Here is a 12,608-nt window from a genome sequence, read left to right as displayed (position 1 = left end):
AATGGCAGGTGCGACGGAGCACGTGGTGTATGTGGTCGACGATGACCAAGGCATGCTCGATTCAACCGTCTGGTTGTTGGAGTCGGTGGGGCTCAAAGCCTTGCCGTTTACCAGTGGCGTGGAGTTTCTCAATGCCTGCGATGCCAGTCTTGATGCCTGCGTGCTGCTCGATGTTCGCATGCCCGGCATGGGCGGTTTGAACGTGCAGGAAGAAATGCGCGCACGTGAGCTGAACCTGCCGATCATTTTCGTCAGCGGGCACGCGGATGTGCCGATCGTGGTTCGCGCCTTCAAGGCGGGCGCCCATGACTTCATCGAGAAGCCCTACAACGAGCAATTGCTGCTGGACAGCGTGCAACAGGCGCTCAGCAACTGCGCGGCAAACCGCTCGGGCAATCAGGGGCACGAAGCCTTGCAGGCGCGCTTGCTGACACTGACCCCACGGGAGCGCGATGTCTTGCTGCCGCTGGTCCAGGGTTACACCACCCGTGAGATCGCCGAGCAACTGGGCGTCAGTGCGAAAACCGTCGACCTGTATCGTTCGCGGGTGATGAAACGCATGCAGGCCAATACCTTGCCGGACCTGGTGGGCATGGCCATCGCCGCTGAACTGGTTGATCCGCTGAAACTGCGGTGATTGCTGGCGTTTTCTAATGATCGTCTATGGGAGGGGAGGATCAGCCGCAGGGCAGACCGGACGTCCCGCCAACGTCATGACTGCCTGAGCTTGCGCTAGCATGAAAGATGTTCAGGCCACTCGCCATTGAGAGTCTGGTCATGGGTGTCGAGTGTGCGTGACGGGCTCTGTTAATTGCAGGAGCCGGAGGAGGCGTGTTGAAACCATTCCAGCTCAGACCTAGCGCCTCAACCCTGAACATGTTGCGTCAAGCGTGCCTGCAACGCCGTGATGCGGTGCCGCCAACGTTAACGGAAAGAGCGCTGATCCCGGACATTCCAGATGCTCGTTACTGGCTGGACCAGGACCTGACGCCGTTCATTCGGGATGTGAGCCAGGCCAACCTTCGAGAGGCTGAGGCGCTCGCCAGCGCAGGGCTACCGAACGACATCCTGCCGCGGGCAAATCTGCTGGCCGTTTCGGGCGGCGGCGACGCCGGCACATTCGCGGGGGGCATCATTGCGGGATGGACCCGGCATGGGACTCGACCGGTGTTCAAAGTCGTCACCGGCATTAGCGCTGGCGCCCTGGTCGCCCCGTTTGCCTACCTGGGGCCCCAGTACGACGATGTCATTGTGCGTATCTGCAATGCAGTCGGTCCAAAAGACATTTTCCATGCGCGCAATATGCTGACCCGTCTTACCAGCGATGGGATGGCGCACAGCAAGCCACTGTCGCGGCTCATTGCACAGCACGTCACTGCCGAGATTCTTGCAGCGATCGCGTTGGAATACGCCAAGGGACGGCTCCTGATGATCGGTACAACCGACCTTGATTCAGGGCGCCCGGTCACCTGGAACATGGGCGCTATTGCCTCCAGCCAGGCACCGGGAGCGCTCGAGCTGTTTCGCAACATCATGGTCGCGTCGATGAGTATTCCAGGTGCCGTCTCACCCGTCATGATTGATGTGGACGTTAACGGCCACCCGTTTCAGGAAATGCACGTGGACGGAGGTGTCCTTACGCAAGTGTTCCTTTACCCACCTGGCACCGTGATGGCGCTGAACCAGGTGCCCGGAGCGCGTTTGCGTCGTGAGCGGCATTTCTATGTCATTCGCAACGGCAAACTGGAACTGCAATGGTCCGGAACCAAGCGCCGAACCTTGAACATCGGCGGTCGAGCCATCAGCGCATTGATCCAGAATCAGGGGATCAGCGATCTGGATCGGATTTACCGAATTGCCCAACAGGATGGGGCGGACTTCAATCTGGCGTACATCGGCTCCGACTTCCACATTTCTCGCCTGCATAAATTCGATGGCGAATACATGAAGCGCTTGTTCGAATACGCCTTTGAACTCAGTGCCAAAGGCTACCCGTGGCATAAATCGCCGAGTTTGTGAGAGACGGTCTCAGCCGATCGGTTCGGCCGTACAACTCATTTCCCCGGAGCCTGGCTTCTGGAAAAGCACCACGTCGCCGTCTTGCCAGAAGCTGTAGTTCCCCTGGGAATCCTTGCCGGTGTATTGGGTTCCCGAATCATTCTGCACTTGGTTCAGGGTGATCGAGCTGTTCGCCCATTGCAGGTACACGACACCAGGCTGCGTGTTAAAGAAAGTGGCGGCGATCAACGCCTTTAACCCTGTACACCGAAAAGCCAGGGGGCCTTCGGTGAGTCTGTCTGGATCGTTGGTTCTTGCAATTGCCGAGCCTTGGCGTAGCTGGTGCGCGCGCTCGGCATAACTTCGGATCGCGCACGCCTTGGGCGCAGGGTCGGAGGCACACTGATTGCGAGCCTCGATCCAGAACTGCTGGTCGATCATGACTTTGTCTGGACGCGGTACTGAATGATCATCCGTGAGCGCCAGGCGATAAAGACGTGTCAGTTCAATATCCATCTGCGTCAGTTGTGGATCGCGACAGATAAGCTTCTCGACGGACGCTCTTGCCGTGGCGCAGTCGAAGCTGGTCTGGATGATTGGCGAGGCAGGCGCGGCGTTGGCACAGGTGCTCGTCGCCGCGCACAGGCTGGCAGCGAGCAGAGAGGTGAAAAGGGCCGTGACCGTTTTCATGTTGGCTTGATCATTACGTGATGCCCGGATTGCTGTGGGATTTATCGATCCGTTGAGCAGTCATTCGTTCGCATTGGGTGTATCGCAGTGTAAGTCAGTGCTCAAAACTTGCCACATAACGGCGAAAGCAGGATCCAGATTGATCGGTTCTCGCGGTGGACTTATAAAGTGCTTCTCGCTAATGTCCTGTGCGGCAAAACTGACGCATTCCGGTTACTTAAAAGGAGATATTTATATGGAAGTACGTTGCACATCAATCGAAGAAGTTCGTCAGCACATAGACCTCATCGACCGCGATGTGGTTGCACTCCTCGCCAGACGCGGCAACCTCGTCACCCAGGCGGCGGCCTTCAAGAAAACCACTGATGATGTGCGCGCTCCAGCGCGGGTTGAACAGGTCATCAGCAAAGTGCGCGGAATTGCGAACGATTCCGGTGCCTCACCTGATGTCGTGGAGCGGGTATACAGAGCCATGATCGCTGCATTCATTGACGAAGAGTTGAAAACTCACTCAGCCCTGAAAGATAAGTTTTGAAGTCGTCTGCTTTCCTGATCACCGAGGCTTCGCGAGGCTGAATCTTAGCCCCGCGACGCCAATGCACTGATCCTATTTTTGGCTGAGTGCCGCTATCGATACGCCCGAAGCAACGAAGGTGAGTCCTGCCCCTACGTTCAGACCATTTACCAGTCGTGGCCTCTGACGCAAAAATCGGGACAGTGCAGTGGCAAATACGCCCATAAGTGCAAATCCAACTGCCGTAAGTGCGGCGAACCATATGCCGTACACCAGCATCTGCACGCTCACTGAGCCGCGTTGTGGGTCGACGAACTGCGGGATGAACGCAAGGACGAAAAACCCAGGCTTCGGATTGAGTGCTGCCGAGAGTAATCCCGTGAGGAAAATGCTCGGCAGTGATTGCCGAGTCGCTGGCTGGAAGCTAATCAGGCTACGAGAGCGTAGGACTTTTATGCCAAGCCAAAGTAAATAACCGGCGCCGATGAGCTTGACGACCCAGAAGGCAACTGCGGACGTCTGCATAAGCAAAGTCAGTCCTAGCGAAGCGGTTGCCACATGAAAGAGAATTCCCGCCCCAGATGCCATGCCCGATACGATAGCGGCGATCCTGCCCTGACTGAGTCCTCGGCCTACGGCCAGTAGATTGTCCGGGCCTGGTGCGAGTACCAATAGTAAGCACGCGGCAGTATAGGCAAGCCAAATATTGATCGGAAACACGGCATTCTCCTTAAGCCTCACCGAGGCATCCATCCTCATGTAGCGCCAGACTGTGCCCATAACAGGCTGCAAAGTCAAAGCCACTGCATTTGAGAAGATGTAGTTACCGAACGGTTACTAGGGCGTTGAGAAATCATCAGTTCGCGCAACGCTCACACCCCTAGTGGAAGCGGGCGAGCCCGCTTCCACAGGCTTGTGGGCTTAACCCAAGGCTGTGAAATCGCTGGCGTGCAGCTCCTGGACGCCCACCAGTTGGATTTCGAACTCGGGGGTGGCGCTAGCGTTGACACTGCCGTAGAGAATGCCATCGGCAAAGCGCAGTTGGCCGGTGGCGTCGGCAGGGTCGAAGGCGTTGCTGCCGATGAAGGTGAAGGCGTCGACAGCGATGGTCAGCGGTTTGGCGTCCAGGCCGGTGAAATCCAGAAGATCGCCTTCGGTGCTCTTGAAACCGTTGATCACATCACGCAAAGCCCCGACGCCCATGTCCGACAGCGCACCAAACGCGTAGGTATCCGTGCCAGTGCCACCGGTGAGGTTGTCGGTGCCTGCACCGCCGATCAGCCGGTCATTACCCGAACCGCCCACCAGCGTATCGTTGCCCGCACCACCGTTCAGAACGTTCGCGGCACTGTTGCCCGACAGACTGTCGGCGTAGGCGCTTCCCGTCAGGTTTTCGAAGAATTTCAAGGTGTCGAGCCCGGAACTCACGGTGTTTTGTTGCGCTGACGTCGAGAGGTTTACGGTAACGCCGGACAGGGCGCGTTCAAAAGACACCGTGTCATTGCCATCGCGCCCGTCCAGCACGTTGTTGCCGGCTCCGGCGAACAGTGTGTTGTCCAGCGCGTTGCCCGTGCCATCGGCGGCGCCGGTGCTATCGATATACAGATGCTCGACGTTGTTGCTGAGGGTGTAGGCCGCCAGGCTGCTGTGCACACTGTCGATCCCTCCAGACACCGCATTGCTGTTGATCTCGATCACTGCGTCGTCGGCGTTGTCGACATAGTAGGTGTCGTTGCCATCGCCCCCACTCATGCTGTCGTCCCCTGCGGCACCATTGAGCACGTTATTGGCGGCATTGCCGGTGATGAAGTTGTGCCGCTCATTGCCGGTGCCGTTGATGGCCAACACGCCGGTGAGCACCAGGTTCTCGAGATTGGTGCTCAGGGTCCAGCTGAGCGAGGCCTGCACCGTATCGATCTGCGAGGTCGAGGTGTTGGTTTCCACTACGCGGTCGAGCGCGTTATCGACCACATAGATGTCGTTGCCATCGCCACCGGTCAGGGTGTCGGCGCCCAGTTTGCCATCCAGCGTGTCGTTGCCCGAGCTGCCCGCCAAGGTATCCGCCTGGTCCGTACCGGAAATCATGTTCCGGGCGTTGTCGAAAATGGCCTGCACGCTGTTGTTGTCGTTGGGGTTGCCCTGGAAACCAAGGTCATTGGCAATGTAGTCGGCCAGGCGCTGGCCGACGATCTCCGCCGACTCCTCGTGCAGGTGCCAGACGTCGTCGGGATACGCCATTGGATCGACTTCGTAGCGCAAGGGGAGGTCGGTGTAGTCCACCGCCAGCTTGACATCGGCGCGCTCGGCGGCGATGGCTTCCTGGGCGGCGCGGACATAGCCAACCCCCTCGACGATGGAGGCAATTTTCTCCTCCGAATAACCACGGGCACGCGCCGCGTCCTGTTCGTAGTGACCGGTTTCCATCAAGTACACGCTGAAGTTGCCGAACTGGGCATGCAGGTAATCAAACACCTTCAGGGTCGCGGCCTTGTAGGCCGCTGCTGCCGCTGCTTTGTCCGTGGCGCGGGCGATCTCCTGGGCGGCTTCCTCACCCTGGCCCCAAATGATGCCCATGGTGACGTTATCGATCGATTGCAGTTCGGTGAGCTGGTCGCGCAGCAGCGTCACTGCGCGCAACAGCGCAGCCCCGGGTTGGTTGGTGTCGGTCAGCCACCAGCACAATTTGAGTTCCTCGGCGCTGAGCGTCGACAGGCCGGTAACCGTGCTGCCGCCCACCGCGATGTCGATGCCGTTGCCATTGGCATCAGTGAACTGGCTGCGCACGTCATAGGGGGTGTAGCGGTCCAGGTCGTTGACCAGCATCGAGGTGCCGGACTGATTGTCGTCCTCTGTCATGCGCAGCAGGCGCGCATTGGATTGGCCGAGGGTGGGCAGGTAGAGGATGTTTTGCTGGACGCTCTCGCCGAACACGAAGTCGCTGGCGGTCAGGGTGTTGAGGTAGTTGCCGTTGAGGGCGATTTCAAAACGATTGCCATCGGCATCCGCTTCGGCGGACTTGATGTAGGTCTTGTTGCCGGCCGCGTTAAGGGTGATGTACAACGTGCCATTGCGGCCATCGCCGAGGCCGACAAAGCCCAGACCGGAAACATCGATCTTGTCGACGCCCACGGTGAAGTCATAAATCGTGTCGGTGGCCGTGATACCCCCCGTGTCGTAGTCGCGATAGCTGTCGAGCACGTTGGTGTAGCGGAAGGTGTCGGCACCGTCGCCGCCGTACAGCGAATCGCGTCCGGCGCCGCCGTCGACGATGTCCGCGCCGGTGCCGGCCTTGATGGTGTCGTTGCCACCGAGGCCGAGGATCAAGTCCACGCCCGCCGTGCCGTTGAGGGTTTCGGCATTGTTGGTGCCGGTGATGGTGTTGGCGGGCGCATCGGCCACTGTCAGGGCGAAGCTATCGCTGACCGATGCACCGGCTGGGTCCATGGCTTTGACCTGCACGTTGTAGTTGCCGGACGCGGTGCTGGTCGGCGTGCCGGTGAAGGTCAGGTTGGTGGCATTGAAGCTCAGCCACCCGGGCAGGGCGCTGCCGTCGGCCAGGGTCGCGGTGTAGCTCAGGCTGTCGTTATCCGGATCGGTGAAGCTGGTGGCCGGCACCACGTAGCTGAACGGGGTGTTTTCGGTCGCGCTCTGATCCAGCAGCGGCGTGGCCAGCGCCGGCGCCTGATTGGTCGGCGATGAGGTGGCGAAGACAAAATTAGCGCTGGTCAGCGTGTTGAGGTAGTTGCCGTCCAGTGCCACTTCGAAGCGGTTGCCATTGGCATCGGCGGTCAGGGACTTGATGTAAGTCTTGGTGCCGGCACTGTTGAGCACCACGTACACGGTGTTGTTCTTGCCATCCCCCAGGCCGGTGAAACCCATGGCCGAGAGGTCGATCTTGTCGGCGCTGATATCGAAATCGGTGATCAGGTCGCCAAGGTTGGCACCGCCGGTGTTGTAGTTGCGGTAACTGTCCAGGCGATTGGAGAACACAAAGGTGTCCGCCCCGGCGCCACCGGTAAGGGTGTCCATACCGGCGCCGCCGTCGAGTTTGTCGTTGCCCGCGCCGCCACTGAGGTTGTCGTTACCCGCCAGGCCGAGGAGGGTGTCGGCCGAATCGCTACCCAGCAGCGAGTCGCTGCCGCTGGTGCCGGTGATCACCCGATTAAAGATGAAGTTATTGGCCGTCAGGGTGCTGGTCAGGTTACCCGAGAGGATCAGCTCGAAGCGATTGCCGCTGGCGTCGGCATCGTAGTCCTTGATGTAGGTGCGGTCGCTGCTGGCGCTGTAGCTGACCTGCAGGGTGCCGCCACGGCCGTTGCCCAGGCCGGTGAAACCGAGGCCGGCGAGGTCGATCTTGTCCTGGGTGATGTCGAAGTCGGTGATGATGTCATCGAAGCTTGTGGTTGCGTTGCGGTAACTGTCGGACTGAGCGGTGAAACGGAACGTATCGGCGCCGGTTCCGCCGGTGAGTTTGTCGATGCCTGCACCACCCACCAGAATGTCGCCACCGGCCCCGCCATTGATGGTGTCGTTGCCGGCCCCGCCGTAGAAAATCTCGCTGGCGGCGCTGCCCAGCAGGGTGTCGTTGCCAGCCGTACCTTGCACGGTGGTCATCGGCTCCGTGGCGCTGACGTAGCTGCCATCACCATAGATCAGCGTGGCACCTTTGCTGGTGTGACTGATGGTGTTGCCAATAATGGCGTTGCGATCAGTGCCGTCTTCATTGCGCTCTGCAACGCCGTAGGTCGAGAGGTCGCTGCCGATGATGATGTTGCCCTGGATCGTGTTATCGCTACCGTTGAAGTACTTGCCGGACACACCCAGGGTGTCGTTGTAGGACTGGATGATGATCTCTGGTACGGGGCTGCCCAGGGAGTTGTTGCTGAGCGTGTTGTCGATGATCTCGACGTGGTTGCTGCCGTAGATGCGGATCCCGGCGCTGGTGTTGTCGTGAATATCGACGCCGCTGACTGTCACCTCGCTGGACATTTTGATCAGCACCCCTTCGGCGCCGTTGCCGTACACCTCGCCACCGGTGATGGTGATGTTTGTGGGGGAGGGGATGTCCTCACTGCCGCGCTGGATCACGATGCCATTGCCGCCGTTGTTGTAGGCAACGTTATTGGTGAGCGTGAAGTCGTGGGTGCTGGTGACGATGTTGAAACCGTGGCGGTCGTTGTCGTAGGCGATGTTGTTTTCGAAGGTGCTGTCGCTCAGGAAGTCAGCAACGAAGCCGTCCAGGCCGTTGCCGTGGGACACGCTGTTCTTGATGACCATGTTGACGGTCTGCTCGTGGGGGTCGAAACCGTACCCGGAGCAATCCTTGATCTCGACGCTGTCGAGGGTGACGTTAGAGTCGTAGCCTGCTTCGCCGGGAATGTAGCCGTTGAACCAACCGTCGATCTTGCCCGTGGTGTTGTCACGGTTGCCATCGATGGTGAGGTTGCTGACACCGAAGTCGTGGGTTTCCTCGCCATAGGCGGAGCGGATGACCCCCGTGATCTTGGTGTCGGAGCCGTCAGCCACCTTGACGGTGGTTACGCCCATGCCGTCGCCGTACAGGTAGACGTTGCTCTTGAGCATCAGGCAACCGTCGGAAGGTTCCTCACCTCCCGAAACGATATAAGTTCCGGTCGGCATATACACCTGCCCCCCGCCTGCAGCGGCCGCCGCATCAATTGCACTTTGTATTGCCGCCGTATCGTCAGTGATGCCATCTCCTTTGGCGCCAAAATTTTGTACATTGAAAATCATGAGCTTATCTCCGTATCAGGCGAAAACCTCGGTAGATGCCAATATTCCATCGACAGCTACCGTGTTATGACCCAGCGGAGGGCAAAAGTTGTGACCGCGTATCGGGGAAGCGTCAAAAAACCGGACTAACTGATTAGCGGTTGCGAGATGTTTTGAGGTGTTTTGAAAAAATAACGTTCTGTTGACGTTTGCTTAGGGCGTCCGTTGGTCGTGCCGGGGGGACGAAGGTGCAGGGCGCAGTTCCAATGGAGGCAACTGTTTTTTCTTAAAGGAGATTGGACATGACCAAGCGACAAGAACCGCATCACGGCTTTTCCGACGACCCTCAAAAAGTTAAAGAGGCAGGGCGTAAAGGCGAGCAAAACGCCAATGTGGCAACCGACAAGGCGGAGAAAGCTCGAATCGGCGGGCAGCATAGTCATGGGGGAACACGCGGAGAACGATGATATACCTGCTCGACCTGCTGATGCCTATGTCAGCAGGTCGCAGGCCAGCCAGTCGCAAATGCAATGCACACTCAAGGGCTGATTGCAGACTCCCTGGAGAGGGATTGTCATACATCGAGGTGTCATGCATGTAATTCAAGCGTGCGGTGGTAGCAGTCATGGCAAAGGCTTGGCATGCGCGTCTTAGAGTATTGCGTTAGCCAAAAGCCTTGCCGGTGAGCGACCTCATTGCCGTGTCACGAACACCGAAAGGCCCTTGGGAAGTTTGAGATCCGTTAGCCAGAAACCAGGTTAGAGTGTTCACCAATGTCTGTTCATAAGCTCCCTCCACTCGATTCGCGTAGTCGCGCCAAGCGGTTCCAGCGAACGAACAGGGCAAAAAAACCGTATATCAATCGTTATGTGAAGAATGAATCGTCCGCTGTTTATTTCTCTAGATGGGCCCAAAGGAGCCGGCAAAACCACATTGTTGGAGGCCGTTACGAAAGTACTGAGGGCAGACAACAAAAAGGTAATCCGACTTTGCGAGAAAAAAAGCGATCCCTATAGGGGGGAAACAATGAGCCTCGTGAACAAACTCGTCAGAAATCCCACCCGGGATTTGGAGTTGGAGGTTTGCGAGCGCTTTGCTGATAGCCGTACTTGGATTTCCCACCACGTGCTGGCTAAACAGCCACCAGGCAGCATCATCTTGATCGATCGCTGGTACCCGTCTGATGCCGCGTTTCGCCGGATAGTCCCGTTTGCAGAGATTCTACAGTTGAACATTGATCGAAACGTGCGAGTGCCAGACCTGCATGTCGGAGTTGTCACCGCCCCTGAAATTTCATGGGCAAGGGCAGCGGCACGAGGGCGTGGGCTGAGCAGTACTGTGATCCATAAGCTGGAAGAACATGTCGCTTGCACCAAGGCGTTCGAGCGAGCGATTGCGGATCACGGCTGGGTTTTATGCCGTAATGAAGGAACGATCGAAGACGCAACGATGCAGGTGATTTCCGAGATCCATAGAGTCCTTCGATTGTAGTGGTCTAATGAAACCGGACACCCATTTAGGCGAGAATGCTCGCCAGATCGAGGTGTCAAATGACCAAACAACGCCGTTCATTTTCTGCTGAATTCAAACGCGAGGCTGCCGACCTCGTACTCAAGCAAAACTACAGCTTCATCGAAGCCAGCCGTTCACTCGGCGTGGGCGAATCGGCCCTACGTCGTTGGGTCGACCAGGTTCAGCAGGAGCGCAAAGGCGTTACCCCGCAGAGCAAAGCGCTGACACCGGAACAGCAAAAAATCCAGGAGCTTGAAGCCCGGATCGCTCGCCTTGAACGGGAAAAAGGCTGCCGCGCTCTTGATGTCGGAAGATCACGAGCGTATGCGCTGATCAATCAGCTGAGCGCCCATGAGCCGGTTGATTGGCTGTGTAAAGTGTTTGATATCAGCCGCTCAAGTTTCTATGCCCACGGTCTCAGACGTCGGACATCCGGATGTTGAACGGCTTCGGTTGCGCAGCCGGGTGAGTGAGTTGTTTTCACAAAGTCGCAGCGCTGCCGGCAGTCGAAGCATTCTCTCGTTGATGCGTGAGGATGGTGAGCAACTCGGTCGATTCAAAGTGCGCAGCTTGATGCGTGAGCTTGACCTCGTCAGCAAACAGCCAGGTTCTCATGCCTATAAACGAGCGACGGTTGAGCGATTGGATATCCCAAACATCTTGAATCGGGAGTTCGATGTCCCGGCACCCAACCAAGTGTGGTGCGGCGACATCACCTACATTTGGGCCCAGGGGGAATGGCACTATCTGGCGGTTGTGCTGGATCTTTGCGCGCGCCGTGTCGTGGGCTGGGCATTGTCGGAAAAGCCGGACGCCGATCTGGTTATCAAGGCGCTGGATATGGCTTACGAGCAACGAGGAAGGCCTCAGGGCCTGCTGTTCCACTCGGATCAAGGGTCGCAGTATGCGAGCCGCCTGTTTCGCCAGCGACTGTGGCGTTATCGCATGCGTCAGAGTATGAGTCGCCGGGGAAATTGCTGGGACAACGCGCCGATGGAGCGCGTGTTCCGTAGCTTGAAAACTGAATGGATACCGACCGTGGGCTACAGAACTGCTCAAGAAGCCCAGCGCGATATCAGCTATTTCTTGATGCATCGGTACAACTGGATTCGACCCCATCAATTCAACGGTGGACTGGCTCCAGCTCGGGCCGAAGAAAAACTTAACGTCGTGTCCGGGACTAGTTGACCACTACAACGCGGCCAATTGGTTGGTGAAAGCGATATCGAATTTCATTTCTGTACTGACTCCACGTCCGCTGTGTCTGAAGCTGAGAGAGTAAGGCCAACGGTGATTTTGCAAGATTTGGTCATGCCGGGACTGGATGGTCTTTCGCTCATTGAAGCCTATCGAAAAAACAAAAATACGAATGGTATTCCAATTATTGCTTTGTCAGTTAAAGAAGATGCCGTCGTAAAGAGTCGAGCCTTTGAGGCAGGAGCCGACGACTACCTGGTAAAGCTACCCGATCCCATCGAGCTAATTGCACGCATTCGCTATCACTCACGGTCATTCGTGACGGCTAGAAAACTGGATAACGCCTACAGTCTTTTACGGGCAAGTCAGCAGCAAGTCTTGGACACGAACCTTGTGTTGCAAATGGCCAATAGTGCATTGCAGCGGCTTATCAATTTAGACGGCCTGACCGACTTGCCGAACCGCAGACATTTCGATGATTTCTTAGAGGCCCAGTGGCAGCGTGCAATCGAAACAGGGGCTGAAATTTCACTGCTGATGGTTGATGTGGATTTCTTCAAGCTTTTCAATGATGAGTATGGGCATTTAGCTGGCGATGACGCGCTGAAAAAAGTTGCCGCTGCTATGCGGAATACGGTAACGGATGAGTCCTATCTACCAGCGCGATATGGTGGTGAAGAATTCGCGGTTATTTTGCCTGGCGCGTCGGAGTCGGTCGCGAAGACGATTGGGAATAGCCTTCGGGAGAAAGTCGAAGAGATGAATATCCCCCATCATTCTCCCAAACCGGACTCTGTCGTAACGGTAAGCATCGGGCTCGCGACGCTGGCTCCTACAGCGTCGGGCGGCAGCAAAGAGCTGATTGAGTTGGCTGATAAAGCGCTTTATCTAGCAAAGCGAGGCGGCCGGAATCGAGTCGCCATTAATAATGAAGACTGCGAATAGCTTGGAATTTTCCAGTTGG

The 12,608-nt window shown here is 57.4% G+C and carries 10 protein-coding genes; 7 read left to right on the top strand and 3 right to left on the bottom strand.

The features are described 5' to 3' along the window. Position 1 precedes the first annotated feature (1 nt). Together MMG91_RS00175 and MMG91_RS00170 are read left to right on the top strand one after the other, a co-directional pair. Positions 2-637: a response regulator transcription factor gene (locus tag MMG91_RS00175; RefSeq protein ID WP_305449725.1), complete on the top strand. Its 636-nt coding sequence runs from the start codon at positions 2-4 to the stop codon at positions 635-637. Positions 638-834: 197 nt separating this feature from the next. After that, complete coding sequence (locus MMG91_RS00170) at positions 835-2,019, top strand: patatin-like phospholipase family protein (RefSeq protein ID WP_305449797.1); 1,185 nt, start codon at positions 835-837, stop codon at positions 2,017-2,019. A 9-nt stretch (positions 2,020-2,028) separates the two neighbouring features. Here MMG91_RS00170 and MMG91_RS00165 read toward each other — a convergent pair whose 3' ends face one another. After that, positions 2,029-2,688, bottom strand: coding sequence for an MliC family protein (locus tag MMG91_RS00165; protein ID WP_310658324.1), 660 nt, complete (start codon positions 2,686-2,688; stop codon positions 2,029-2,031). Positions 2,689-2,923: 235 nt separating this feature from the next. Between MMG91_RS00165 and MMG91_RS00160 the strand changes: the two genes are divergently transcribed. After that, positions 2,924-3,223 carry a chorismate mutase gene (locus MMG91_RS00160; protein WP_310658323.1) on the top strand — a complete coding sequence of 100 codons (300 nt, stop codon included), beginning with the start codon at positions 2,924-2,926 and terminating at the stop codon, positions 3,221-3,223. Positions 3,224-3,295: 72 nt separating this feature from the next. On the opposite strand, the gene MMG91_RS00155 is transcribed toward MMG91_RS00160, so the two are convergent. Together MMG91_RS00155 and MMG91_RS00150 are read right to left on the bottom strand one after the other, a co-directional pair. Beyond that, positions 3,296-3,955, bottom strand: coding sequence for a LysE family translocator (locus tag MMG91_RS00155; RefSeq protein ID WP_095055738.1), 660 nt, complete (start codon positions 3,953-3,955; stop codon positions 3,296-3,298). 168 nt (positions 3,956-4,123) lie between these two features. Next, complete coding sequence (locus MMG91_RS00150; RefSeq protein ID WP_310658322.1) at positions 4,124-8,956, bottom strand: M10 family metallopeptidase C-terminal domain-containing protein; 4,833 nt, start codon at positions 8,954-8,956, stop codon at positions 4,124-4,126. Between the two features lie 281 nt (positions 8,957-9,237). Between MMG91_RS00150 and MMG91_RS00145 the strand changes: the two genes are divergently transcribed. From MMG91_RS00145 to MMG91_RS00130, 4 genes are all read left to right on the top strand, one after another. Further along, a complete protein-coding gene (locus MMG91_RS00145) occupies positions 9,238-9,402 on the top strand; it encodes a general stress protein (protein WP_217854924.1) in 165 nt (54 codons plus the stop codon). Positions 9,403-9,811: 409 nt separating this feature from the next. Next, positions 9,812-10,426 carry a dTMP kinase gene (locus MMG91_RS00140; RefSeq protein ID WP_310658321.1) on the top strand — a complete coding sequence of 205 codons (615 nt, stop codon included), beginning with the start codon at positions 9,812-9,814 and terminating at the stop codon, positions 10,424-10,426. Between the two features lie 59 nt (positions 10,427-10,485). Continuing rightward, a protein-coding gene (locus MMG91_RS00135) for an IS3 family transposase (protein WP_310658320.1) occupies positions 10,486-11,635 on the top strand; the annotation gives its coding sequence in 2 pieces (ribosomal slippage) (positions 10,486-10,875 and positions 10,877-11,635; 1,149 coding nt in all). A gap of 18 nt (positions 11,636-11,653) precedes the next feature. Beyond that, the gene (locus tag MMG91_RS00130) at positions 11,654-12,589 is read left to right on the top strand and encodes a diguanylate cyclase (protein ID WP_405046507.1); all 936 of its coding nucleotides are present in this window, start codon (positions 11,654-11,656) and stop codon (positions 12,587-12,589) included. Positions 12,590-12,608 lie beyond the last annotated feature (19 nt).

It is taken from the genome of Pseudomonas sp. JL3, assembly GCF_031570575.1.
Lineage (GTDB): Bacteria > Pseudomonadota > Gammaproteobacteria > Pseudomonadales > Pseudomonadaceae > Aquipseudomonas > Aquipseudomonas cucumis.
The sequence above is the reverse complement of the archived record's forward strand: the minus strand, read 5'-3'. Positions and strand labels throughout refer to the sequence as shown.

Bases quoted from the DNA above. Each gene is read 5' to 3' on its own strand.
- MMG91_RS00150 (WP_310658322.1), bottom strand. From the start codon at position 8,956: ATGATTTTCAATGTACAAAATTTTGGCGCCAAAGGAGATGGCATCACT.
- MMG91_RS00165 (WP_310658324.1), bottom strand. From the start codon at position 2,688: ATGAAAACGGTCACGGCCCTTTTCACCTCTCTGCTCGCTGCCAGCCTG.
- MMG91_RS00145 (WP_217854924.1), top strand. From the start codon at position 9,238: ATGACCAAGCGACAAGAACCGCATCACGGCTTTTCCGACGACCCTCAA.
- MMG91_RS00140 (WP_310658321.1), top strand. From the start codon at position 9,812: ATGAATCGTCCGCTGTTTATTTCTCTAGATGGGCCCAAAGGAGCCGGC.
- MMG91_RS00160 (WP_310658323.1), top strand. From the start codon at position 2,924: ATGGAAGTACGTTGCACATCAATCGAAGAAGTTCGTCAGCACATAGAC.
- MMG91_RS00155 (WP_095055738.1), bottom strand. From the start codon at position 3,955: ATGGATGCCTCGGTGAGGCTTAAGGAGAATGCCGTGTTTCCGATCAAT.
- MMG91_RS00175 (WP_305449725.1), top strand. From the start codon at position 2: ATGGCAGGTGCGACGGAGCACGTGGTGTATGTGGTCGACGATGACCAA.